This window comes from Streptomyces sp. TG1A-8, assembly GCF_030499535.1.
Lineage (GTDB): Bacteria > Actinomycetota > Actinomycetes > Streptomycetales > Streptomycetaceae > Streptomyces.
The window spans coordinates 6,598,348-6,623,035 of record NZ_JASTLB010000001.1; the positions used below are offsets into that span (position 1 = coordinate 6,598,348).

The window sequence follows — 24,688 nt, forward strand, 5'->3', positions numbered from 1 at the left end:
GCGGCGCCCCCCCGGGCCGCGGAGGGCCGAGCCGCCGGCACGGACCGCGGGCGTCGCACGGACCCCGGGCCGGGGCGGGCCCGGCCGGGCGCCGCCGTCAGGCCGCGGCCGACGAGGCCACGGCGGTCCGCGCCGCCCGTTCCACCAGGGCGACGCCGTCCGTCATCGACGTGCTGCCGTCCGAGAGGACCGCGACGAGGTAGTGGTGGCCGTCGTTCCCGGTGATCCGGCCGACGCTGTTGACGTCCCATCGGCCGGTGGTGCTGCGCCGCAGCCAGCCGTTCTTCAGGGCCCACTCGGAACCCGCCGCCGAGACGCCCCAGGACTGGTCGGCGGCGACACGGCCCATCAGGGTGCGGACGCGGGTGCGGGACGCCCCGTCCAGCGCGGACGCGGCACCCGCCGCCCCTGCCCGGTCGGTACCGAACACCGCGCCCAGCAGCCGTATCTGGTCGCTCGCCGTCGTCCGGGTCAGCCCCCACTTCGCACCGGGGCCGCCGGTGGTGGACAGCAGGCCCAGCCGCTCGTTCGCCGCCGCCAGGCCGGGGGCGAGGCCGATGCGCCGCCACAGGGTGTTCGCCGCGGCGTTGTCGCTGTGCTCGATCATCGCCTCCGCCTGGGAGCGCTCCTGCGCGCTCAGGCCGCGCCCGGCGTCCTGCGCCCGCAGCAGCAGCGCGGCGAGGATGTCGACCTTGACGATGCTCGCCGTGTCGTAGGGGGCGTCGTCGCCGTACACCACCGGCGTGCGGCCCGCGCCGTCCAGGTCGAGCACCGCGGCCGTCACCCGGGCCTGCCCCGTCGCCCGCACCGACGCGGGGAAGCCCGAGGCGGCGCCCGGCGGGGACGGCGCCGCCGCGGCCGGTGCCGGGGCCAGGGCGCCGGCCGCGAGCAGGGACGCGACCGCGACGGCGAGCGGACCGCCGGCCGCACGCCTGCCGGGGACGGGCGGACGTGCCGGGAGACGGCGGATTCGGTACGGCATGGCGGGGCCTCGGCAGCTCGGGGACACGGAGCTGCGAACCTAGACAAAGGGGCCGCCGGGTGAAGTGACCGCCGCCACCCCGGAGCCCTCTCCGGGCCGATTGTGAGCGAAGTGACAGCACGGAGGGTCACCGGCCCCCGCGCACGGTGACCGTCCCGGGCGGTGGCGGTCCCGCTCACCGGTTGCCGACCCGCCCCGTACCGGTTCCGGACCCCCTCCGCCCCGTCCGCATGTTCGGCACCGCGTCGGCCCGGGGGGAGGATGTGGGCACGGAGCGACCGGTCGTGGGAGGCGTTCATGAGTGCATCGGCGGAGCCGGGGGTGTCCGGCCTGGAAGTACGGTCCATCGACTACGTCCCCCTGGACGAGCGGCACGGCAAGCTGTGGCACCTGGGCCCGCTGTGGTTCATGTCCAACGCCCAGATCGCCACCCTGGCGGTGGGACTGATCGGCGTCACCGAGGGCGGCAACCTCGTCTGGTCGCTGCTGGCCATCGTCGCCGGAACCGTGACCGGCACCTTCTTCATGGCCTTCCACTCGGCCCAGGGCCCCCAGCTCGGCCTGCCGCAGATGATCCAGTCCCGGCCCCAGTTCGGCTACCTCGGCGCCCTCCTGGTGTGGCTGTTCGCCTACGTCCAGTACGCGGGCTTCAACGTCTTCAACAGCATCCTGGCCGCCGACGCCCTGCACCGCACGCTGCACGGTGGCGTCAAGCCGTGGGCGGCCGTGGTCACCGTGGCCGCGCTCGTCGTCGCGCTGGTGGGCTACGACGTCATCCACAAGGCCGAGCGGTTCCTGACGTACGCCTTCCTGGTCGTCTTCGGGGTCTTCACCGTGGGCGTCCTGGTCACCCTGCACTACCCGGCGGGCTCCTTCGACCTCGGCGCCTTCCGGTGGACGCCGTTCCTCGCCCAGTTCGGCGTCGTCGCCGGCTACCAGATCAGCTGGGCCATCTACGTCTCGGACTACTCGCGGTACCTGCCGCCGGACGTGACGGTCCGCAGGACGTTCTACTGGACGTACTTCGGCTCCGCGCTCGGCGGCATCTGGCTGATGGTGCTCGGCGCGCTGCTGGCCGCGTGGGCGGGCGGGAACTTCGAGACGATCACGTCGATCGACGCGGCCGGCGACGAGGTCTTCGCCGGGTTCGGCGCGATCGTGCTGCTCTTCGCCTCCCTGGGCCTGGTGTCCGTCACCGCGCTGAACATGTACGGCGGTTCACTGACCCTCATCAGCGGCATCGACTCCTTCCGGCGGGTGCGGCCGGCACTGGGCGTGCGCCTGCTGACCCTCGGCCTGACCGCGGCGCTCTCCCTGGCCGGCGCGCTGGCCGCCACCTCCGACTTCCTGAAGGACTTCAACGACTTCCTGCTGCTGGTGCTCTACCTCTTCATCCCCTGGACCGCGGTGAACCTGATGGACTACTACGTGGTGCGCCGCGGGCACTACGCCGTCGCCGAGATCTTCGACCCGCACGGCGTCTACGGCCGCTGGGGGTGGCACGGCATCATCGCCTACCTGGGCGGCTTCGCCGTCATGATCCCGTTCTTCTCCGTCGGCACGCTGTACACCGGCCCCGCCGCCAAGGCGCTCGGCGGGGCCGACATCTCGCTGTTCGTCGGCCTGCCGGTCTCCGCGCTGCTGTACTGGTGCCTGACCCGCTCGGTCGACGTGGCGGCCGAGACCCGGCTGGCCGAAGCCGGGGCGGCGGCCCTGGAGCGGGCGGCGCACGAGCACCGCGAGCCCTGATCCGGCCGGCCGGGTCCCGGCCCGGTTCAGCGGGCGGTGGCGAAGTCCTGGGTCCAGTAGCTGTCGGGCTGGGCGAGGCCGACGCCGATCTCCTTGAACGAGCAGTTGAGGATGTTGGCCCGGTGCCCGGGGCTGTTCATCCAGCCCGTCATGACCTCCTCGGCGGTGGCGTAGCCGTAGGCGATGTTCTCGCCGTAGGCGCTCCAGGCGTAACCACCGTTCGTGATGCGGTCGCCGGGGGAGGAGCCGTCGGACCCGGTGTGCGACATGTTCCGGTGGCTCGCCATGTCCTGGCTGTGCGCCTGCGCCACCTTGGTCAGGGTCGCGTTCAGGGTCAGGGCGGAACAGCCGGCCTTGCTGCGCTCGGCGTTGACCAGTTCCACGATGCGGGCGGTGACACCGGACGCCGTGGCCGTGGCCGTGGCCTTCGGGGTGCTCGACGCGGCGGGGGCCGTGGTCCTGGGGGCCGTGGAGACGGGGGCCGTGGTCCTGGGGGCGGCGGGGGAGGCGGTGGCCCCCGGCTTCGTCCCCGGCTCGGTGGTCCGCCGTTCGGTGGGCGGGGCGACCGGAGCCGTCGACGCCGTCGGCGCGGGTTCGCCGGACCGGCCGCGGTGCCAGGGGCGGTCGCCGTCGTACCGCACCGCGGCGCCGGCGTACGCCTCGGTGTGGGTGCGGGTGTCTGCGCCCCCGCCGCCCGGCCAGTCACCACAGGCCATGGCGACGGACGGTACGCCGACGGTGGCCAGCGCGGCAGCGGATATGACCATCCGCCGGTAATACTGCTTCTTGCGGTGCTTTCCCATGCGTGACCTCACCGACTCCGTTCCTGAGCTGCGGAAACGTCTTGGGGGTCGTCATTGTGAGGACGGTTTCACAGAGCGCGCAAAGCCCCCCTCGTACTACCACGCCTCGTAGCCCGCCGCGACCCTTGCCAAGGGCGGGGGAGCGTGCTGCGACGCCGGGCGCGACGTGCGCGCGAGGCCGACGCCCCGTCAGGGGCGCGGTGGGCAGGGACGATCGGACGGGCCCGGCGAGTGGGCGGCGAGCCGGGCGGCCCGGTACCGCCGCCCGTCGCACCAAGCCGGACAAATCCCTTATGTCGGCGGGGCGGTGTCTACTATCCGGCCCGCCCACCCCGAGGAGAGGGGGTGAGGGATGTCACGGAACCTGGACGGGCACCGCGCGGTCCTCACTCTCCTTGTCCGGAACCGGAACACCGGTGGAACGCGGCGGGAGCGGTCCGCGGGGAGCCATGGACGACGAGCACCTCATCGGCGAGGCCGAGCGGATCGCCGTCGCGCCGGGCCGGATGTTCCCCGGCCCGTGCGAGGTGGTGCTGCGCGACCCGCGGCACGCGATACGGGTGATCGGGAGCAACGTCCCGGGCCGTCGGCCCGGAGACCCCGCCACGGAGCCGGGCCTGGCCCGGCCCGCCGACCCGCAGCGCCCCGGCGTCCTCCAGAACCGCCCGAACCGCCTCTCGGACGGCCGCCCGGCCAAGAGCACCTCCATCGGCATCAGGAACGCCGCGGGGGAGTGCGTCGCGGCCCCCTGTCCCCACCTCGACGTCTCCGTCCCGTCGCCCGTGCCCCTCGCGCTGTCCCGCCTCGTGGCCACGGACACCGGCCCCCACGACCGGCTGCCGGAGCCGCCGCGGGAGCGCGCCGCGCGCGGGCTGCGCCACGCGGTCGGGGCACTGTCCGCCCAGCGCGCCGCCACACCCCGGTCGCTGAGCCGGGAGGACAAGAAGGCCCTGGTGCGGCGACTGCACCGGGACGGCCACTTTCGGCACCCGCGACGCCGCGCGGACCGTCGCGGACCTGCGCGGTGTGTTCCGGGCCGCCGTCCACGACCACGCCGGGCCGCAGCACCGCACCTGACCGCCGCCAAGGGGCCGGTCCTCCACCGTCCCGCCTCCCTCCCCTCCCAAGGACACGTCATGGCCGCCGCCCCGCCCGTCTCCCGCGCCGACGTCCGCGACGCCGCCGCACGCCTCGACGGGATCGCCCACCGCACCCCCGTCCTCACCCTCTGCACGCTCAACGCCCGGGTCGGCGCCGAGGTGTTCGTCAAGTGCGAGAACTTCCAGCGCGTCGGCGCCTTCAAGTTCCGGGGCGCCTACAACGCCGTCGCGCAGCGCGCCCCCGGGCAGCTGGCCCGGGGCGTCGCCGCCTACTCCTCCGGCAACCACGCCCAGGCCACCACCCTGGCCGCCCGTGAACTGGGCACCACGGCCGTGGTGCTGATGCCCGAGGACGCCCCGCGCTCGAAACGGGAGGCGACCGCCGGACCCCGCGGTCCGCGGGCCACCGCCCCCCGCCGCAGGGGTGGGCGCCGCCGCGGCTCAGGCCGGGCCCAGCTCGGCCCACCGGGTCACCCCGCCGGGATGGATGCGTATGCCGTACCGGTTCGCCAGGGCGCGGACGATCCCCTCGCCCCTGCCGTGCTCGTCCAGGTCGGTCCCCGTGCGAACCCCGCCCGCCGGGCGCGCGGGGCCGCCGTCGGTGACCTCCACGCGCAGGGTGCCGGGACCGCCGTGGCGGACCCACGACAGACGCAGCACCACCGGGGGCAGGGCGTGCGCGATCGCGTTGGTGAGCAGCTCCGACACCACCAGCAGCGCGTCCTCGACGAGGTGCGGGCACACCCTCCACTCGGCCAGCACGGCGTCCGCCCGCCGCCGTACGACCGGGACGGCTCCGGCGACGGGGGGCGTCGGACAGACGTGTTCGTGGGCCTCCCGAAGCAGCGTGCTGAGCTGTACCGCCATCGTGTCTCCAGGAAGTGGTCGCTGCGGCCCGGGGCCGGACCTCGCAGCAACTTAGGGAGCCGGGCCGGGCCGGTCAATGAACAGAGGTCGGCATTACCGAACGATTGCCACCATCTCCTCCCGAACCGGTCATCCGCCCGCGGAGCGGAGCCCGCCCGGGGGTAATAAGCTCGCTTCATGGCCGGCTCCGTCCAGTCGATCGAACGAGCGGCGGCGATCCTGCGCCTGCTCGCCGCCGGACAGCGCCGACTCGGACTCGGCGAGGTGGCGGCCTCGCTCGGGCTGGCGAAGGGAACCGCCCACGGCATCCTGCGCACGCTCCAGTACGTGGACTTCGTGGAGCAGGACGCGGCGACCGGGAAGTACCAGCTCGGAGCCGCCCTGCTGCACCTCGGCACCAGTTACCTCGACGTCAACGAGCTGCGCTCGCGCTCCGTCAACTGGGCCGACGCCCTGGCCGCCCGCAGCGGGGAGGCGGTGCGCCTGGGCACTCCGCTGGAGGGCAGGGTCCTCGTCGTCCACCACGTGTTCCGGCCGGACGACACCCTCCAGACCCTGGACGTCGGATCCCTGCTCCCGCTGCACGCCTCCTCGCTGGGCAAGGTCCTGCTGGCCTACGGGACCGCGCCCCTGCGGCCGGCCCTCGAAGCGGGTCTGGAGGCGTACACCCGGCACACCCTGATCACCGCCGAGCAGCTCGCCCGGGCGCTCGCCGAGGTCCGGGAGCTCGGCTGGGCCGCCGAGATCCAGGAGATGAGCATGGGCGAGGCCGGGATCGCCGCGCCGATCCGCGCGCACGGCGGTCTCGTCGTCGGCGCCATCGGACTGTCCGGCCCGGTCGAACGGATCTGCGACGGCCACGGCCGCCCCCGACCGAACCTGGCCACCCTGCTCCGCGAGGCCGCCCGGGCGATCTCCAAAGACCTGGGCGCCGCGCGCTGGTAGCCCCGGCCCGGCTCTCCCCGACCCCCCGGAAGGCGGACCCGATCATGGTGGAACGCTATGTGATGTCCATCGACCAGGGCACCAACTCCACCCGATGCATCCTGTTCGACCACGGCGGGCGGCTGGTGTCCGTCGCCCAGCGGGAGCACCGGCAGTACTTCCCGCGGCCCGGACGGGTCGAGCACGACGCCGTCGAGATCTGGCACAACCTGCGGCGCGTCGTGCCCGAGGCACTGTCCGGCGCGGGGGCCGGCGCCGAACAGGTCGCCGCCGTCGGCCTGGCCAACCAGCGGGAGACGACGGTGCTCTGGGACCGGCGCACGGGCGCCCCGCTGGGCCCGGCGCTCGTCTGGCAGGACACCCGCACGGCGCCGCTCGTCGAAGCCCTCCGACAGCGGCCCGGGGAGGAGTTCTTCCTCGACCGGTGCGGCCTGCCGCCCTCCACGTACTTCTCGGCGCTGCGGATCCGCTGGCTGTTCGACCACGTCAAGGGCCTGGAGCGGCGCGCGAAGGACGGCGATGTGCTGTTCGGCACGATGGAGACCTGGCTGATCTGGAACCTCACCGGCGGCCCCGACGGCGGCCTGCACGTCACCGACGCCACCAACGCCAGCCGCACCATGCTGATGAACATCCACACCCTCGCCTGGGACGACGAGCTCCTGGCGTGCTTCGGCGTCCCCCGGCCGATGCTGCCGGAGATCAGGTCGTCCGCCGAGACCTACGGCACCGCCCGCGCGCTGCTGCCCGGCGTGCGCATCACGGCCGCCCTCGGCGACCAGCAGGCCGCCCTGTTCGGCCAGACCTGCTTCTCCCCGGGCGACGCGAAGTGCACCTACGGAACGGGCAGCTTCCTGCTGCTCAACACGGGGAACGACGTCGTACGGTCCCGGCACGGACTGCTCACGACCGTCGCCTACCGGATCGGGGACCAGCGGCCGGTCTACGCCCTGGAGGGCTCGATCGCCGTCACCGGCTCACTGGTGCAGTGGTTCCGCGACCGCCTGGGGCTGATCAGCAGCGCGCCCGAGATCGAGACCCTCGCGCGGACGGTCGACGACAACGGCGGCTGCTACATCGTCCCCGCCTTCTCCGGACTGTTCGCACCCCGCTGGCGCAGCGACGCGCGCGGCGTCGTCGTGGGCCTCACCTCCTACATCACCAGCGGGCACCTGGCCCGGGCCGTCCTGGAGGCCACCGGCTGGCAGACGCGCGAGGTCGTCGACGCCATGAACGCCGACTTCCCGGTGCCGCTCGGGAGCCTGAAGGTGGACGGCGGCATGACGTCGGACAACCTGCTCATGCAGTTCGTGGCCGACGTCCTCGACGTGCCCGTGGTGCGGCCCATGGTCGCCGAGACCGTCTCCCTCGGCGCCGCCTACGCCGCCGGGCTCGCCGCCGGCTACTGGCCGGACCTGGAGGTCCTGCGCCGCAACTGGCACCGGGCCGCCCAGTGGCTGCCCGCCATGGACCCCGGCCACCGGCAGGCGGAGTACGACAACTGGCAGCGCGCCGTCGAACGCTCCCTGGGCTGGATCAGACCGTCCTCGCCCCCTTGACCGTCCTCGCCCCCCTGACCGTCCTCGCCCCCTTGACCGGGCCGGGCTGCCGCCCCGCGCCCCGCACACCGGGCCGCGGACCCCCCGGCAGGCTGCCCCGCCCCGCCCCGTACGCTGCTGCCCGTGCCAGCCTCCCGCCTGCGTCGCGTCGCCGTCCTCGTGCTCGAAGGGGCCAAGCCGCTCGACGTCGGCATCCCCGCGCAGGTGTTCACGACCCGGGCCAGCATGCCGTACGAGGTACGGGTGTGCGGCCCGGCTCCCGGCCTGGTCACCGGTGCCGACGGCCTGTCGTACCACGTCGCGCACGGCCTCGACGCGCTCGGCTGGGCCGACGTCGTCTTCATCCCCGGCTACCGGTTCCCCGACCGCGACGAGCCGCCGCCCGCGGTGGTCGCCGCGCTGACCGGCGCCCACGCGCGCGGCGCGCGGCTCGCGGCCATCTCCACGGGCGCCTTCGCGCTCGCCGCCACGGGCCTGCTCGACGGCAGGCGCGCCACGACCCACTGGCACTACACGCGGGCGCTCGCGGCGAAGCACCCGCTCGTCCGGGTGGACGAGAACGTCCTGTTCGTCGACGAGGGCAGCGTGCTGACCTCCGCCGGTGCCGCCTCGGGCATCGACCTGTGCCTGCACATCCTGCGCGGTGACCTCGGGGTCGCCGCGTCCAACCACGCCGCCCGGCGCCTGGTCGCGGCCCCCTACCGCAGCGGAGGCCAGGCGCAGTACGTGCCGCGCAGCGTGCCCGAGCCCCTCGGGGAGCGGTTCGCCGCCACCCGCGAATGGGCGCTGCACCGGCTCGCCGAGCCCCTCACCCTCGAAGCGCTCGCCCGGCACGCGGGGGTGTCGCCCCGGACGTTCTCCCGGCGGTTCGCCGAGGACACCGGCTACACACCGATGCAGTGGGTGATGCGCGCCCGCATCGACATGGCCCGTGAACTGCTCGAACGCTCCGAGCGCAGCGTCGAGCGGATCGCCGCCGACGCCGGCCTGGGCACCGGCGCCAACCTGCGCATGCACTTCCAGCGCCTCCTCGGCACCACACCGACCGAGTACCGGCGCACCTTCACCCGGGGCGAGTGAACCGCCCCCGTCCCGGGGTGGCGAGATCCTTGCGAACCATGGCAACGGCGCCGCTGTCACCGGCGGACGACGTGTGCGATCTTGGTGGCGCAGCAAGCGCACAGCGAAAGGGACACCACTCATGACGCGCATCGCCATCAACGGATTCGGTCGCATCGGACGCAACGTCCTGCGCGCATGGCTCGAACGCGACGGCGATCTGGAGATCGTCGCCGTCAACGACCTCACCGAGCCCGCCACCCTGGCGAGGCTGCTCGCCTACGACACCACGGCCGGCCGGCTCGGCCGCCCGGTGAGCGTCGACGGCGACGACCTGGTGGTCGACGGCCACCGCATCAAGGTCCTCGCCGAGCGCGAGCCGGCGCAGCTGCCGTGGGCCGAGCTGGGCGTCGACATCGTGCTGGAGGCCACCGGCCGCTTCACGTCCGCCGCCGCCGCCGGCGCCCACCTCAAGGCCGGCGCGCGCAAGGTCCTGGTCGGCGCCCCGTCGGACGGCGCCGACGTCACGCTCGCCTTCGGGGTCAACACCGACGCCTACGACCCGGCCGCGCACACGATCGTCTCGAACGCCTCCTGCACCACCAACGCGCTCGCGCCGCTGGCCGCGGTCCTGGACGAGCTCGCCGGCATCGAGCACGGCTTCATGACGACGGTGCACGCCTACACGCAGGAGCAGAACCTGCAGGACGGACCGCACCGCGACCCCCGCCGCGCCCGCGCCGCCGGCGTCAACATCGTGCCGACCACGACGGGCGCCGCCAAGGCGATCGGCCTGGTGCTGCCGAACCTCGACGGCAAGCTGTCGGGCGACTCGATCCGGGTGCCGGTTCCGGTGGGCTCGCTCGTCGAGCTCAACACGACCGTCGCCCGCGACGTGACCCGTGACGAGGTGCTGGCGGCCTACCGCGCCGCGGCGGACGGGCCGCTCGCCGGCGTCCTGGAGTACTCGGAGGACCCGCTGGTGTCGTCCGACATCACGGGCAACCCTGCCTCCTCGATCTTCGACTCGGCCCTCACCCGGGTCGACGGCCGCCACATCAAGGTGGTCGCCTGGTACGACAACGAGTGGGGCTTCTCCAACCGGGTGATCGACACGCTCGGGCTCCTCGCCGGCCGCTGACCGCGCGCGGTCCGGCCGACCGCCCGGCCCGCGCAAGCGGCACGGGCGGTCCCCTCCGGCACCGGACGCGACCTCGATGGGCCCGCGCCCGATCCGCGCTCATGGGACTCGGTCAGGGCGGTATATGGGACCACCCCACCGCGAAGACCGCCGGAGTATGGTCGACGTCCGTAGCAGGGTGGGGTGCGCGGCGCCCACGATGGGCGGCGTGCCGACGCCGGGCCGTGGGCACGCTCCTGCACCGCCCCGCGCCCCGGCCCCGTCGGCACCCGCACCCGTGCCCCTCGGATCCGGAAGGCCGCGACCCCATGCGTCCCAGTCGACGAAGCACCCTGCTGTCCGCCGCCCTGCTCGCCGCCTCGGGGTTCACCCCCGCCGCCCGGGCAGCCGGCGGCGGCGCCGGGGGCACCGGCCGGCGCCGGATCGCGGTGCCCGGCGCCGCACTGCGGCGGATCTCCCGCCACGACGACCTCACCACCGGCGCCCTGGCCGGCACGCCCTGCACCGACGCGGCGGACTGGTCGGGGCTCACCGCACGGGGCACCCGCAACCCCTCGGGCGTTCCCGGTGTGCAGATCGACGGCTGTTTCCCCGACGCCCCGCGCCGCGCCGCCCCGCACGGCGGGCACCACGGGGCCCGGTTCGTGATCCGGCTGCCCGACGGGTGGAACGGCGGGCTCGTCGTCACCGGCGCCCCGGGCACCCGCGGGCAGTACGCGATGGACACCGTCGTCTCCGACTGGGTGCTGGCCCAGGGCTACGCGTTCGCCGCCACCGACAAGGGCAACAGCGGCCCGGACTTCTACACCGACGGCACCCGGCCCGGCGACGCCCTGGCCGAGTGGAACCGGCGCGCCACCGAGCTGACCCGGGCGGCCCGGGCCACCGTGGCGCGGTACTACGGGCACGCCCCGCGCCGCACCTACATGACCGGGATGTCCAACAGCGGCTACCTCACCCGCTGGCAGTTGGAGAACCACCCCGAGCTGTACGACGGGGGAGTCGACTGGGAGGGACCGCTGTGGCGGCCCGACGGGCCGAACCTGTTCACCTTCCTGCCCACCGCGGTCGCCCGCCAACTGGGACGGGCCGGTGACGAGGACATGTACGCGGCCGGATTCACCCGCGGCACGGAGTTCCTGTGGCCGTACCACGAGGAGGTGTACTGGGGCCTGACCCAGAAGACCTACCGCGCCGTGTTCGACCCCGGCTTCGATCCCGCCTGCCCCGGCGCGTCGGCGGGCACGACCCCCGGGGAGATCCTCGCCCCCTGCCCCTCCGACGCCGGTTACGACTACGCAGCACGGCCCCGGTCGGTCCACGACGCCGTCGCCCGGATCTCGCTCACCGGCCGCATCGGCAAACCCATGATCACCCTGCACGGCACCCTGGACGCGCTGCTGCCCATCGGCGTGCAGTCCGACGTCTACGCGCGCATGGTCGCCGACGAGGGCCGCTCCCGCCTGCACCGCTACTACCGGATCGAGGGCGGCACCCACGTCGACGGCCTGTACGACACCCACCCGGACCGGCTGCGTCCGATCCTGCCCTGCTACCGGGCCGCCTTCACCGCGCTGACGGCCTGGGTGGAACACCGCGAGGAACCCCCGGCGAGCGGCACCGTCGCCCGCCCGGACTCCGGCGACCTGGTCAACACCGGGTCCCTGACCTGACGGGGCGCCCGGCCCGCGGGGCACGGCGGAACACGCGAAGACGCAGCTGGACGGCGATGCCCTCGCCGTCCAGCTGCGTCACTTCGCGCCCGGGGTGCGCGGGGACGCCTACCAGTAGTGCCGCCGGCCCGCGACGGCGTGCCCCATGGAGCCCATGATCCACAGGATGGCGCCGATCACGAGCAGGATGATGCCGATGGTCCACAGGATCGATATCCCGGTGAGGAAACCGACGACGAGCAGGATGATACCGAGGGCGATCATGACGTGCCTCCCGACGGGTGTGAACTCCTACCAGTCCGTGTGCCCTGAAATCGGAGCCGTACGTCGCCGGCGACCGGGAAACTTTCCGCCCGTCCGAGTCGGCCCCCGTGGATCGCACCATCCGACTCGAAGCAACATTTCAAGACACGTCCAAAACTTTAAATAAGGTCGAAGCAACAAATCTTGACACGTCAGAACGTCTTCCGTACGTTCCGCACCAGCCGCAACGAACCCGAACCCGGTTGTGGGGTCCGCCAGTTGGAGCACGTCCCGTCCTGCGAGGAGCAGACGATGCGCGGAAAGAGATCTGCCGTTCCCCGGGCCGCCGCAGACGCCGGGGCCCGCACCTCCCGGCCGGCCGGGCCACCCCGGCGGCCCCACGGACGACCGCTGTCCGTCCTGTCCGCCCTGGCGCTGCTGCTGGGCGCCCTCGTCGGCCTGGCCGCCCCTTCCCAGGCCGCCGCCCAGGCGCCCTGCGACATCTACGGTGCCGCCGGCACCCCCTGCGTCGCCGCGCACAGCACGACCCGCGCGCTCTTCGCCTCCTACAACGGTCCCTTGTACCGCGTCACACGGACCTCCGACGGAGCCACGGCCGACATCGGCCTGCTGTCCGCGGGCGGCTACGCGAACGCCGTCCAGCAGGACACGTTCTGCGGCGGCTCGACGTGCCGGATCACCAAGATCTACGACCAGACCTCCCGGCACAACGACCTGGCGCCGGGCCCGGCCGGCACCGCCGGCATGGGTGCGGACCGCGGGGCGGACGCGAGCGAGATCGCGGTCACCGCCGGCGGACACAAGGTCTACGGCGTGTGGATCTCGCCCGGCGTCGGCTACCGGTACACCGGGGTGGCCTCGGGCGTGGCGGTCAACGGCCAGGCCGAGGGCGCCTACATGGTCGCCAGCGGCACCCACGTCGGCTCCGCCTGCTGCTTCGACTACGGCAACGCGGAGAGCACGCCAGCCGACACCGGCAACGGCCACATGGACGCGGTCAGCATCGCGACCACGTGCTACTTCGCGCCGTGCACCGGTTCAGGCCCCTGGATCGAGGCCGACCTGGAGAACGGCATGTTCCAGGGCGACAACGGCTCCAACACCGCCAACCGCGGCAACAACAGCGCCTTCGTCACGGCGGTGCTGAAGAACAACGGCCAGACGCGGTACGCCCTCAAGGGCGGCGACTCCCAGTCCGGGGCACTGACCACCTGGTGGGACGGCGCCCTGCCCACCCGCGGCGGCTACCAGCCGATGCACCAGGAGGGCGGCATCATCCTCGGCACGGGCGGCGACAACAGCAACTGGAACATGGGCACGTTCTTCGAGGGCGTGATGGTCTCCGGCTACCCGACCGACGCCGCCGAGAACGCCGTGCAGGCGAACGTCGTCTCGGTCGGGTACGCGGGCCGGACGAACGTGCCCAACGGTCCGCAGGGCACCGTCACCGGTCCGGGCGGCAAGTGCGTCGACGTCGCGGCCGACGACACGGGCGTCAACGGCACCGCCGTCCAGCTGTGGGACTGCCAGTCCTACGCCGAGGACCAGCACTGGACCCACAACCCCGACGGCTCGCTCGGCACGCTCGGCCGGTGCTTGGACGTCAACGGCAACGGCACGGCGAACGGCACGCAGGTCGAGCTGTGGGACTGCAACGGCGTCGGCGGCCAGAAGTGGGTGCAGCAGGCCGACGGTTCGCTGCTCAATCCCCAGTCCGGCCGGTGCCTCGACTCGCCCAGCGGCGCCACCGCCAACGGCACCCGGCTGCAGATCTACGACTGCAACGGGTCGGCGGCGCAGAAGTTCTCGGTCAACGGCGGCGCCCCCGTCACCGGTCCGGGCGGCAAGTGCGTCGACGTCGCGGCCGACGACACGGGCGTCAACGGCACCGCCGTCCAGCTGTGGGACTGCCAGACCTGGTCCGTCGACCAGCACTGGTTCCACCGCGCCGACGGCTCGCTCGGCACGCTCGGCCGGTGCCTGGACGTCAACGGCAACGGCACGGTGAACGGCACGCAGGTCGAGCTGTGGGACTGCAACGGCGTCGGCGGCCAGAAGTGGGTGCAGCAGGCCGACGGTTCGCTGCTCAACCCCCAGTCCGGCCGGTGCCTCGACTCGCCCAGCGGCGCCACCGCCAACGGCACCCGGCTGCAGATCTACGACTGCAACGGGTCGGCGGCGCAGAAGTTCCACCTCACCTGACGACCGGGCGGGGGCGGGGCCGGCCCGGTCCCCGCCCCCGCCGCCGCGCACCGGCCCCCGCACCGCCTAGGGTGCGGCCATGACCTCCCAGGCGTACCTCTCCGAACTGTTCTCGCTGGACGACCGGGTCGCCGTCGTGACCGGCGGCAGCTCCGGCATCGGCCGGGCCGTCGCCGGAGCCCTCGCCCGGGCGGGCGCGAGCGTCGTGGTCGTCGCCCGCGGGAGGGAACGACTGGCGCAGACCACCGCCGAGCTGGCGGCCCACGGCTGCCGGGCGGCCTGGGTGGCCGCCGATCTGAGCACGCGCGACGGCGTGCGCGCGGCGGCCGAGGAAGCGGCCGGGGTGTTCGGGGAGCCCGACATCCTCGTCAACTCCGCCGGGATCAACCTGCGGCCCCCCATGGACGACCTGGACGAGGACGTGTGGGACACCACCATGGCCGTGAACCTGGAGGCGCCCCACCTCCTGGGCCGGCGGTTCGGGCCCGGCATGGCCGAACGGGGCTTCGGGCGGATCATCCACATCAGCTCCCAGCAGGCGCACCGGGCGTTCGTGCGGAGCGGCGCCTACGGCGTCTCCAAGGGGGCGCTGGAGGCGCTGGCCCGCTCCCAGGCCGAGGCCTGGTCGCCCCACGGCGTCACCTGCAACACCCTCGTGCCGGGGTTCGTCATGACGCCGCTCAACGCCCGCCTGTCCTCGGACCCCGCGACGGTGGCGGCCCTCGCCGCCCGCACGATGACCGGACGCAACGGCCTGGCCGAGGACTTCGCGGGCGCGGCGGTCTTCCTGGCCGGCCGCGCCGCCGCCTACGTCACCGGCCAGTCCCTCTTCGTGGACGGCGGCTTCTCCGTGCACTGAGCCCGCGGGAAGCCGCCGCCGGGCGGGGTCACTGACCGCCGAGCCCCGTCGTGGCGACGGACTTGACGATGTGCCGCTGGAAGAACACGAAGACGGCGACCAGGGGCAGGGCCGCCAGCACGGCCGAGGCCATCGTCTGCGCGTACTGGATCCCGTAGGCGTCCTTCACCGAGGTGATGCCGACCGGCAGGGTCATCAGGGCCGGGTCGGACGTCGAGACGAAGGGCCACAGGAAGTTGTTCCAGGCACCGATGAACACGAAGATCGACACGGCCGCCAGCATGGGCCGCGACAGCGGCAGCAGCCACACCACGGCGAGCACCGCCAGCACGGCGAGCGCCAGCACGCGCGCCAGGCGGCTCTCCCCGAGAACGAGGCTCGTGCGCGGTCCGCCGCCCCGGTGGCCGCGTGCGCGCCTGCGCGCGGGTGCGGGGGAGCGCGGCGCGACCGCCGGGCGGACGGGCAGTTCGGTGGAGGTCATGTCACTTCTCCCGGCGGCGGAGGGCGGCGTACTGCGCCGCGGAGGCGATCAGGACGAGGGCGAAGAAGATGTAGCTGATCGCCGAGGCGTAACCGAGCCGGTAGCCGGTGAAGCCGATGTCGTAGACGTACTCGACGACCGGTCGGGTGGAGCCGTTGGGGCCGCCCTTGGTCAGCAGGTACACCTGGTCGAACACCTTCAGGGAGGCTAGGACCTGCAGGACCGTGATGACGACGGTGATCCGGCTCAGCTGGGGCAGCGTGATCGACCACAGCCTGCGCCACGCCCCGGCCCCGTCGATGGCCGCCCTCCCCTCACAGCACCCGCCGGCGGCGTCCCAGCCAGGTCTGCGCGATGACGACCACCGCCAGGAACGCCCCGCTGACCACCTGCTGGTAGGCGGAGTCCAGGGAGCCGATCTGGTTGATGACGTTCTGGATCACCTTCAGCAGCGCCACCCCCACCAGGGATCCGCTGAGGAAACCGAAACCGCCGGTGAGCAGGGTGCCGCCGATGACGACCGCCGAGATGGCCTCCAGCTCCATCCCGGAGCCGAGGATCGTCACGCCGGACACCAGCCAGGCCGCGTTCAGGGCACCGGCCAGGCCCGCGCACAGGCCCGACAGGGTGTACACACCGACCTTGGTCCGGGCCACCGGCACGCCCATCAGGGCCGCCGCGTCCTCGTTGCCGCCGACGGCGTACACGTACTGGCCGAACCGGGTGCGCCGCAGGACCAGTGCGCCCAGCACGAACAGCACGAGCGTGATCCACACCGGCGCGCCGACGCCGAGCAGCGAGCCCTGCCCGAGCCGGGCGAAGAAGGAGTCCTTGTCCACCAGGTACGTCCGGGATCCCTCGTCGGTGAGCGAGAGCAGCACGCCCCGCGCACCCAGCATGGCGGCCAGCGTGACGATGAACGGCGCCAGCCGGGAGCGGGCGATCAGCAGCCCGTTGACCAGGCCGATCAGCCCGCACACCGCGAGCGGCAGCAGCAGTGCCACCACGGTGCCGTACTGCGAGCCCCACGCGGCGAGCACCCCGCCGAGGGCGAACAGCGAGCCGACGGACAGGTCGATCCCGCCGGTGACGATCACGAAGGTCATGCCGAGGGCGACGACGGCGAGGAAGGCCGACGACAGCGCCATGTTCTCCAGGTTGTCGCCGGTCAGGAAGGTGTCGAAGCTCAGCGACGCCGCCACCATGGCGATCACGAGGGTGACCAGGGCGCCGTGCTGCTGGGCGAGCGCGCTCAGGCGCTCCGCGCGGCCGGCGCCGGGCGGGTCGTCGGTCACGGGGGCGGAGCCGTCGGTCCGCATGGTGGCTTCCCCGGTCTCCGTGGTCATCGCTTCCCCCGTTCACGTGCCGCGTAGACGGCGCCGACGATCACCACGGCCTGGGCGATCTGCGTCCACGACGGCGGCAGGTCGTGCTTGATGAGCGTGGTGGTGAGCAACTGGATGAGCACGGCGCCCGCGACCGTGCCGCCGATCCGCACCCGTCCGCCGCTGAGCGGGGTGCCGCCGACGACCACCGCCGTGATCGCGGACAGTTCCATCAGGGTGCCGAGCGAGGTCGGGTCGCTCGCCGCGAGGCGGGCGGTGGCCAGCACGCCCGCGACCGCCGCCAGCGCGCCGGAGCAGACGTACACCACGACCAGGACCCGGCCGACCGGAAGCCCGGCGAGCCGCGCCGCCGGCCGGCTGTCGCCGATGGCCAGCAGCTGCCGCCCGAACGTGGAGCGCCGCACGACGAACGCCACGAGCAGCGCGAGGGCCGCCGCGATCAGCACGAGGTACGGCACGCCCAGCACGTCACCGGAGCCCAGGGTGGCCATGCCCGGGTCGTGGACGTCCTTGAGCTGGGGGAGCAGCACCAGGGCGAGCCCCCGGGCGGCGACCATCAGCGCGAGCGTCGCGACGATCGGCTGCACGCCCACGAAGGCGACCAGCGCCCCGTTCGCGACGCCGACCAGGATGCCTCCGACGACCGCGATCAGCGTGGCGGGCCACGGGCCGTACCCCAGGTACAGCGACAGCAGCGAGGTGGACAGGGCCATCACCGAGCCCACCGACAGGTCGACCCCCTCGGTGCCGATCGCCAGCGCCATGCCCAGGGCCACGATCAGGACGGGGGCGACCTGCACCGCCTGGGTGCGGAAGTTCTCCCCCGAGGCGAAGTGCGGGGTGAAGCCGAAGTTGAACAGCAGCAGCACCACGACGCCCGCGTAGACGCCGTACTCCTGGAGCAGTCGCAGCAGCCGGGCGCGGTCCGCCGCGCCGCGGACCAGGGTGAGGTCAGTCATCGTGCCCTCCTGCGGCCTCGCCGGCGCCCGCGGGCACGGCGGCGATCGCACGCATCAGTTCGTCCTCGTTGACGGCGTCGCCGGTCAGCTCACGCACCACCGCCCCGTCCTTGAGGACGATCACGCGGTCGCTGCCCTCGATCAGTTCCTCGGTGTCGGAGGAGATCAGCAGGACGGCCAGGCCGTCGTCGGCCAGTTCGTCGACCAGGGCCTGCACCTCGGCCTTGGCGCCCACGTCGATGCCGCGCGTCGGCTCGTCCAGCAGCAGCACCTTGGGGCTCACGGCCAGCCACCGGGCCAGCAGCACCTTCTGCTGGTTGCCGCCCGACAGCTCGCCGACCTTCTGGTGCGGGCCGGCCGCCTTGATCCGCAGCCGCTTCATGAACGTGTCGACGATCCGGTCGATCCGGGCGTCGTCCACCAGCCCGAACCGGGACAGCCCGGGCAGCGCGGCGAGCGCGATGTTCTCCCGCACCGACAGGCCGGGCACGATCCCCTCGCTCTTGCGGTCCTCCGGCAGCAGGCTGATGCCGGCCCGGATCGCGGCCGCGCTGGAGCCGCCGCGCACCGGCACCCCGGCCACCACGACCCGGCCGCCGTCCAGGGGCAGGGCGCCCGCCACGGCCTTCGCGGTCTCGCTGCGCCCGGAGCCGAGCAGTCCGCCCAGGCCGACCACCTCACCGGGGCGCAGCGACAGCGAGACGCCGCGGAGCTGGTGACGGATCGTCAGGCCCTCGGCGGTGAGCACCGGTTCGGCCGCCGCGTCGTGGGAGCCGGAGAACTTCGTCAGGCCCTCCTGGCGCACCTCGCCGATCTCCCGGCCGAGCATCAGCGCCACCAGCCGCAGCCGGTCGAGGCCGGCGAGCGGGCCGGTGTGCACCACGCGCCCGTCGCGCAGCACGGTGACCGCGTCGCAGATCTCGTACAGCTCGTCCATGCGGTGGCTGACGTAGACCACCGCGATGCCGCGGTCCCGCAGGGTGCGGATCACTCCGAAGAGCGTGCTCACCTCGCGGGGTTCCAGGGAGGAGGTGGGCTCGTCCATGACCACGACCCGGGCGTCGATGGCCACGGCGCGGGCGAGCGCGACCATCTGCTGGACGCCGACGCCGAGTTCGCGCAGCGGCCGGCGGACGTCGACCCGGATGCCGAGGCCGCGCAGGGTCTCCTCCGCCTCCCGGTGCATACGGCGGAAGTCGATCAGGCCCAGCCGGCCGCGTGGCTCGCGGCCGAGGAACAGGTTGCGGGCCACGCTCATCGGCGGGACGAGGTTGACCTCCTGGTAGATGGTGGAGATGCCCGCCTGCTGCGCCTGCAGCGGGGTGGCGAAGCGGACCGGGGCGCCGTCGTAGGTCACCTCGCCGGCGTCCGGCCGGTGCACACCGGTGAGCACCTTGATCAGCGTGGACTTGCCTGCGCCGTTCTCGCCCACCAGGGCGTGCACCTCCCCGGCGCGGGCGGTGAAGTCCACGTCGGACAGCGCCCGCACGCCGGGGAAGCTCTTGCACAGTCCGGTGACCGTGAGCATCTCAGTAGGCCTTGTCCACGTCGGTCTTGGCGTTGGCCTCGGTGTAGGAGCTGTCCTGGATGACGATGTCCTGCGACACCGCCCGGCCCTGGGTGAAGGTGTCCAGGGTCTGGAAGGCGAGCGGTCCGAAGCGCGGGTTGGACTCGATCACGCCGTCGATCCAGCCGTCCACGATGCCCTGCACGGCGTTGCGGGTGCCGTCGATGGTCACGATCTTCACGTCACCGGGCTTCTTGCCCGCCCCCTTGAGGGCGTTGACCGCGCCGAGGCCCATCTCGTCGTTCTCGGCGTAGATGCCCTTGATCCCCGGCTTGGACTGGATGAGGTTCTCGGTGACCGACTGGCCCTTCTCGCGGGCGAAGTCACCGGTCTGCCGGAAGACGACCTTGAGGCCGGGCGCCTTCTCCTTGAGGCGGTCCTCGAAGCCCTTGGTGCGTTCGGTGGTGACGTTGTTGCCGGCCGCGCCGAGCAGGATGGCGATCTCGCCCTTGCCGCCGGTGGCCGCGATCATCCGGTCGGCGGCGCGCTTGCCCTGCTCGACGAAGTCGGAGCCGATGAAGCTCACGTAGTCCTTGCACGGGGTGGCGTTGATCTTGCGGTCGACGGTGACGATGGGGATGTGCTTGGCGGCGGCCGTGCGTAGCACCGGCTCCCAGCCGTCGGAGTTCAGCGGCGCGATGACCAGCAGGTCGGCGCCCTTGGCGATGAGGTCCTGGACGTCGCTGATCTGCTTGGAGAACTGCGACTGGGCGTTGGCGGTGAGCAGTTTGACGCCGCGCTTTTCGGCCTCGGCCTTGATGGAGGCGGTCTCCGCGATGCGGAAGGGGTTGGCCTCCTTCTCGGACTGGGAGAACCCGACGGTGGCGGACTTCAGGTCCAGCTTCTTGCCGCCGTAGGCGTCCAGGGCGCAGGTCGGTCCGGAACCGCTCGGGGAGGCGACGACCTGGCCGGAGTCCTGCTGTGCGGCGGAGGCCTTGTCGTTGCCGGCGTCGTCCTCGGACTTCGCGCATCCGGTCGTGAGTGCCAGGCCCGTGACGAGGCCGGCGGTGAGGAGGGTGCGCGCGGAGGTGCGACGCAGCGGTGCGATGGGTTTCATGGGTGTCCCCAAACGGCGTGGCCCCGGGTGCGTGGTGAACGTCCCCGGGGGTAGGACGGCTCTTGCGGTCAACTCGGCGTGCACGTCGCTCAGGGGAGGTTTTTACATCGTTGAAAGAGTGCTGTAAAGCCTTCCGTCCGAAATCCCCCGCTGCGGCCTGGGGCCGCCGTCACCGTCGCCCCAGCGTGCTCTCCCGCTCCACCAGCCGGTACTCCGCGGTGAGCTCGCGTCCGCCCGGCTCCCCTCGCCCCGACAGGCTGCGCAGCAGTGAGGCCACCGCCATCCGTGCGATGGCCTGCTTGTCCGGCGAGATGGTGGTCAGCGACACCACGCCGAAGCGGCCCTCGGCGATGTCGTCGAACCCCACCACGGCGACGTCCCACGGCACCCGCAGCCCCCGTTCGTGCAGCACCCGCATCGCCCCGATCGCGATGAGGTCGTTCAGCGCGAACACCGCGTCGGGGCGCACGCCCGTGTCGAGCAGCTGCGCCATGGCCCGGGCCCCGTCGTCCCGGTCCCAGCCGCCGACCGGCACCACCAGGTCGTCCGGGGCCGGCACCCCCGCCGCCGCCAGCTCCGCGCGCCAGCCGACGAGTCGCAGGTGGGCCGGGCGGTTCGCGGAGTCGGTGCGGGCGCCCAGATAGGCGATCCGGGTCCGGCCGCGACCGAGCAGATGGCGCACCGCGGTGCGCGCGGCGGCCACGTTGTCGATGGCGATGTGGTCGTGCGGGGCGTCGTACTCGCGCTCGCCGAGCAGCACCAGCGGCACGTCGTCGGACCGCCCCTGGAGGTCCTCGGCCTCCAGCTCCAGCGGGCTGAGGATGAGCCCGTCGATCACCCGGGCCCGGAAGCCCTGGCTGACCAGCACTTCCTGCTCCCGCCGGCCACGGGTGTGGTCCAGCAGCACCGTGAACTCGTGCTCCGCGGCGGCGTCGATCACCGCGCTCGCCAGCTCGGCGAAGTACGGGTTGCCCAGTTCCGGCACGGCCAGCGCGATGATGCCCGTACGGCCCTTGCGCAGGTGCCGCGCGATCAGGTTCGGCCGGTAGCCCAGCTCGTCGATGGCCTCCTGCACGCGGGCCCGCATGGCCGGTGTGACGTGCGGATAGTTGTTCACGACGTTGGAGACGGTTTTGATCGAGACGCCGGCCCGTTCGGCCACGTCCTTCAGGCTGACCCGCAAGGGGATCTCCTCGGCATCGATGGGCGCTCCGGAGGCCGGAGCTTTGTCATGACCCTGGACAGCGGCGGAGAGCCGTGCTCTCATGCCAACTGCCGTGTGCTTCCAACGTTGTACAGACTGAAGCAGTGAGCCGCCACCCTTCCTCACCCAAGGAGGATCCGTGCGCATCAAATCCCTCAGACAGCGCATGTCCCTACTGCTCGTGGCCGCGCTCGGCCTCGCCGGGCTGTCCGCGACCCCAACCGCCGCGGCCGCGGACGACCCTGTCGTGGTCCACGGCCTGAAGGGCGAGTACTACACCCAATCCGCCCCCGGGGCCTTCGACTTCGCCCACCTCAAGGCCACCGGCTTCGACCCCCGGCTCGACTTCGACTCCCTGGAGTCGCGCCTGAACTCCGCCACCGGCCAGTCCGACGACGTCAGCGTCCGCTGGACCGGCCGCATCGTGCCGGAGAAGACCGGCGCCACCACCTTCTCCGTCACCGGTGACAACGGATTCCGCCTCTGGGTCGGCGGAAAGCTCGTCATCAACCACTGGGTGGACGACTGGGACCGCGAACAGACCAGCGCTCCCGTCGAGCTGAACGCCGACACCGCCTACGACATCAAGGTCGAGTACTTCGAGCACTACGGGGGCTCCAACCTCCACCTGCGCTGGACCCCGCCCGGCGGCACCAAGACGGCCGTACCGCAGTCGGCGTTCCTGCTGCCCGACGGGTACGCCTACAACGGCGCCATCGCCGCCACCGTCCTGCGTGACGGGCGCACCCTGCGGCTCGACTTCACACAGGCGCTCGCCCGGCCCCCGGCCGGGCTCACCGACCACCTCGACGCGGTCATCGGCGGCGCCACCTGGCCGCTGGGCACCGCCCGCCCGGACCCGGACCACCCCGCGTCCCTCCTCCTCTCGCTGAAGGAACCGGTCGTCGGCAACAGGACCGGCACCGCACCCGGCCTGGCGGACGTCCGCTACGACGGCCAGGGCGGCCTGACCGGCAAGGACGGCAACGTTGTCAGCGCGTTCTGGAGCAGCGGCGCCAACCACTCCACCTACGAGCTGCGCACCAAGTGGGCCGACGACGTCACCCCCGCCAACGCGCACCGCGAGTACCCCAGGCCCCAGCTCACCCGCACCGACTGGCGCAACCTCAACGGCAGCTGGCAGTTCGCCGCGGCCAAGGAGGGCGAGCAGCCGCCCGTGGGCCGCACCCTCGGCGAGCGGATCCTCGTCCCGTACCCCGTCGAGTCCCAGCTCTCCGGCATCGAGCGGCACGAGGACCGCATGTGGTACCGCCGCACCTTCACCGTGCCGAAGAACTGGCACATCGGCTCCGGCAAGCGCCTGCAGCTGAACTTCGGCGCCGTCGACTGGCAGGCCGAGGTCTACGTCAACGGCGTGAAGGTCGCCGACCACAAGGGCGGCTACGACAAGTTCGCCGCCGACGTCACCGACGCCCTCAAGCCCGGCCGCACCCAGGAACTGATCGTCGGCGTCTACGACCCGACGGACGCCGCGAGTGGCGAGAACCCGCCGGTCGGCAAACAGCGCCTGGACCCCAGCGGCATCTGGTACACCCCGTCCTCCGGCATCTGGCAGACCGTGTGGATGGAACCCGTCGCCACCGACCACGTCGACCAGCTGAAGCTGACCCCCGACGTCGACGGCGGCACGCTCACCGTCGAGCCGCAGGGCGTGCGTGACGGGATCCGCCTCACCGCGACCGCCTACGACGGCAAGCACCGGGTCGCCACGGCCACCGGCCGCACCGGCGAACCCCTCACCCTGAAGATCCCGCACGCCCGCCTGTGGTCGCCCGACGACCCGTTCCTGTACGACCTCAGGGTCAGCGTGGGCGCGGACCGCGTCGGCAGCTACTTCGGCATGCGCTCCATCGCGGTGGAAAAGGTCGACGGCGTCCCGCGCACCGTCCTCAACGGCAAGCCCGTCTTCATGATGGCCACCCTCGACCAGGGCTTCTGGCCGGACGGCCTGCACACCGCCCCGAGCGACACGGCGCTCGCCTACGACCTGAAGATGCACAAGCAGATGGGCTTCAACGCCGTCCGCAAGCACATCAAGGTCGAACCCGACCGCTGGTTCTACTGGGCCGACCGGCTCGGTCTGATGGTGTGGCAGGACATGCCGGCCATGACGGCGGGCGTCAACCCGTCGGCCGCCGCCCGCGCCGAGTACGAGCGCGAGATGAAGCAGATGATCGACGAGCACGTCAGCAGCCCGGCGGTCGTCATGTGGGTCGTCTTCAACGAGGGCTGGGGCCAGTACGACGTCGGCCGCGTCGCCGCCCAGGCCAAGGCCTGGGACCCCACCCGGCTGGTCAACAACATGTCCGGCCTCAACCTGGGCGCCGACGGCGGAGCCGGCGACATCATGGACGAGCACGGCTACCCGAGCCCGGCCCTGCCACCGCACCCGGACGGCCAGCGGGCCCTGGTCAGCGGCGAGTACGGCGGTCTCGGCCTCGCGGTGCCCGGCCACGCCTGGTCGGTGCAGCAGTCGTACGTCGACGTCGACCCCACCACCTACACCGACGACTACCTGGAGAAGCTGGCCGAGGTGCACGCGCTGGCCTGCAAGGGCGGCAACGGCGCCGTGTACACGCAGATCACGGACGTCGAGGGCGAGCTGAACGGCCTGATGACGTACGACCGCAAGGTGATCAAGCCCGACGTGCACCGGCTGAAGGCCGCCCACGAAGCGCTGATCGACGACGCGTCACGGGCGGTTCCGGCGGGCTGCGCCTGATCCGGGGGCGGTCCGGCCACGCCTCCCCGCGAACCGCCGGACCGCTGTCCCTCCCGTGACCCTCCCGGGTCCGGTCCGTCCACCGCCCCGGCGGCGGACGGACCGGACCCGGCGGCCTTTCCCGGCAC

The 24,688-nt window shown here is 72.8% G+C and carries 18 protein-coding genes and 4 pseudogenes; 11 read left to right on the forward strand and 11 right to left on the reverse strand.

The window, feature by feature from the left end:
• Positions 1-97 precede the first annotated feature (97 nt).
• The gene (locus QQY24_RS29260; protein ID WP_301975714.1) at positions 98-982 is read right to left on the reverse strand and encodes a serine hydrolase; all 885 of its coding nucleotides are present in this window, start codon (positions 980-982) and stop codon (positions 98-100) included.
• Between the two features lie 297 nt (positions 983-1,279).
• Here QQY24_RS29260 and QQY24_RS29265 point away from each other — a divergent pair, with 297 nt between their 5' ends.
• The gene (locus QQY24_RS29265) at positions 1,280-2,731 is read left to right on the forward strand and encodes a cytosine permease (protein WP_301975715.1); all 1,452 of its coding nucleotides are present in this window, start codon (positions 1,280-1,282) and stop codon (positions 2,729-2,731) included.
• A gap of 26 nt (positions 2,732-2,757) precedes the next feature.
• Here QQY24_RS29265 and QQY24_RS29270 read toward each other — a convergent pair whose 3' ends face one another.
• Complete coding sequence (locus tag QQY24_RS29270; protein WP_301975716.1) at positions 2,758-3,534, reverse strand: CAP domain-containing protein; 777 nt, start codon at positions 3,532-3,534, stop codon at positions 2,758-2,760.
• A gap of 449 nt (positions 3,535-3,983) precedes the next feature.
• On the opposite strand from QQY24_RS29270, the pseudogene QQY24_RS29275 reads away from it, so the two are divergent.
• Positions 3,984-4,611, forward strand: a pseudogene (locus QQY24_RS29275) (PAS domain-containing protein).
• Positions 4,612-4,670: 59 nt separating this feature from the next.
• Positions 4,671-5,021: pseudogene (locus QQY24_RS29280) on the forward strand (pyridoxal-phosphate dependent enzyme); the annotation flags it as partial.
• A gap of 54 nt (positions 5,022-5,075) precedes the next feature.
• On the opposite strand, the gene QQY24_RS29285 reads toward QQY24_RS29280, so the two are convergent.
• Positions 5,076-5,501, reverse strand: coding sequence for an ATP-binding protein (locus QQY24_RS29285; RefSeq protein WP_301975717.1), 426 nt, complete (start codon positions 5,499-5,501; stop codon positions 5,076-5,078).
• 177 nt (positions 5,502-5,678) lie between these two features.
• Here QQY24_RS29285 and QQY24_RS29290 point away from each other — a divergent pair, with 177 nt between their 5' ends.
• From QQY24_RS29290 to QQY24_RS29310, 5 genes are all read left to right on the forward strand, one after another.
• Complete coding sequence (locus QQY24_RS29290) at positions 5,679-6,446, forward strand: IclR family transcriptional regulator (protein ID WP_301975718.1); 768 nt, start codon at positions 5,679-5,681, stop codon at positions 6,444-6,446.
• 44 nt (positions 6,447-6,490) lie between these two features.
• Positions 6,491-8,005: a glycerol kinase GlpK gene (glpK, locus tag QQY24_RS29295; protein ID WP_301975719.1), complete on the forward strand. Its 1,515-nt coding sequence runs from the start codon at positions 6,491-6,493 to the stop codon at positions 8,003-8,005.
• Between the two features lie 123 nt (positions 8,006-8,128).
• Positions 8,129-9,085, forward strand: coding sequence for a GlxA family transcriptional regulator (locus QQY24_RS29300; RefSeq protein WP_301975720.1), 957 nt, complete (start codon positions 8,129-8,131; stop codon positions 9,083-9,085).
• A 121-nt stretch (positions 9,086-9,206) separates the two neighbouring features.
• Positions 9,207-10,205 carry a type I glyceraldehyde-3-phosphate dehydrogenase gene (gap, locus tag QQY24_RS29305; protein WP_301975721.1) on the forward strand — a complete coding sequence of 333 codons (999 nt, stop codon included), beginning with the start codon at positions 9,207-9,209 and terminating at the stop codon, positions 10,203-10,205.
• 308 nt (positions 10,206-10,513) lie between these two features.
• The gene (locus QQY24_RS29310; protein ID WP_301975722.1) at positions 10,514-11,878 is read left to right on the forward strand and encodes a tannase/feruloyl esterase family alpha/beta hydrolase; all 1,365 of its coding nucleotides are present in this window, start codon (positions 10,514-10,516) and stop codon (positions 11,876-11,878) included.
• Between the two features lie 108 nt (positions 11,879-11,986).
• Here QQY24_RS29310 and QQY24_RS29315 read toward each other — a convergent pair whose 3' ends face one another.
• Positions 11,987-12,142: a DUF6131 family protein gene (locus QQY24_RS29315; RefSeq protein WP_301975723.1), complete on the reverse strand. Its 156-nt coding sequence runs from the start codon at positions 12,140-12,142 to the stop codon at positions 11,987-11,989.
• Between the two features lie 183 nt (positions 12,143-12,325).
• Between QQY24_RS29315 and QQY24_RS29320 the strand changes: the two genes are divergently transcribed.
• Together QQY24_RS29320 and QQY24_RS29325 are read left to right on the forward strand one after the other, a co-directional pair.
• A complete protein-coding gene (locus tag QQY24_RS29320) occupies positions 12,326-14,344 on the forward strand; it encodes an arabinofuranosidase catalytic domain-containing protein (RefSeq protein ID WP_301975724.1) in 2,019 nt (672 codons plus the stop codon).
• 79 nt (positions 14,345-14,423) lie between these two features.
• Positions 14,424-15,203, forward strand: a complete 780-nt coding sequence (locus QQY24_RS29325; RefSeq protein WP_301975725.1) for an SDR family NAD(P)-dependent oxidoreductase — start codon at positions 14,424-14,426, stop codon at positions 15,201-15,203.
• Between the two features lie 28 nt (positions 15,204-15,231).
• Here QQY24_RS29325 and QQY24_RS29330 read toward each other — a convergent pair.
• The 7 genes and pseudogenes from QQY24_RS29330 to QQY24_RS29360 all read right to left on the reverse strand — a co-directional run.
• A pseudogene (locus tag QQY24_RS29330) lies at positions 15,232-15,507 on the reverse strand (ABC transporter permease subunit); the annotation flags it as partial.
• Positions 15,508-15,685: 178 nt separating this feature from the next.
• A pseudogene (locus QQY24_RS29335) lies at positions 15,686-15,991 on the reverse strand (carbohydrate ABC transporter permease); the annotation flags it as partial.
• A 7-nt stretch (positions 15,992-15,998) separates the two neighbouring features.
• A complete protein-coding gene (locus QQY24_RS29340) occupies positions 15,999-17,030 on the reverse strand; it encodes an ABC transporter permease (RefSeq protein WP_301975726.1) in 1,032 nt (343 codons plus the stop codon).
• Complete coding sequence (locus QQY24_RS29345; RefSeq protein ID WP_301975727.1) at positions 17,027-17,989, reverse strand: ABC transporter permease; 963 nt, start codon at positions 17,987-17,989, stop codon at positions 17,027-17,029. The genes QQY24_RS29340 and QQY24_RS29345 overlap by 4 nt, the downstream gene beginning before the upstream one ends.
• A complete protein-coding gene (locus tag QQY24_RS29350) occupies positions 17,982-19,517 on the reverse strand; it encodes a sugar ABC transporter ATP-binding protein (RefSeq protein ID WP_301975728.1) in 1,536 nt (511 codons plus the stop codon). The genes QQY24_RS29345 and QQY24_RS29350 overlap by 8 nt, the downstream gene beginning before the upstream one ends.
• Before the next feature lies 1 nt (position 19,518).
• Positions 19,519-20,613 (reverse strand): ABC transporter substrate-binding protein, encoded by a 1,095-nt coding sequence (locus QQY24_RS29355; protein ID WP_301975729.1) that lies wholly within the window; start codon positions 20,611-20,613, stop codon positions 19,519-19,521.
• A gap of 169 nt (positions 20,614-20,782) precedes the next feature.
• Positions 20,783-21,796: a LacI family DNA-binding transcriptional regulator gene (locus tag QQY24_RS29360; RefSeq protein WP_301975730.1), complete on the reverse strand. Its 1,014-nt coding sequence runs from the start codon at positions 21,794-21,796 to the stop codon at positions 20,783-20,785.
• Positions 21,797-21,956: 160 nt separating this feature from the next.
• Between QQY24_RS29360 and QQY24_RS29365 the strand changes: the two genes are divergently transcribed.
• Positions 21,957-24,560: a PA14 domain-containing protein gene (locus tag QQY24_RS29365; protein ID WP_301975731.1), complete on the forward strand. Its 2,604-nt coding sequence runs from the start codon at positions 21,957-21,959 to the stop codon at positions 24,558-24,560.
• The last annotated feature ends 128 nt before the right edge of the window (positions 24,561-24,688 follow it).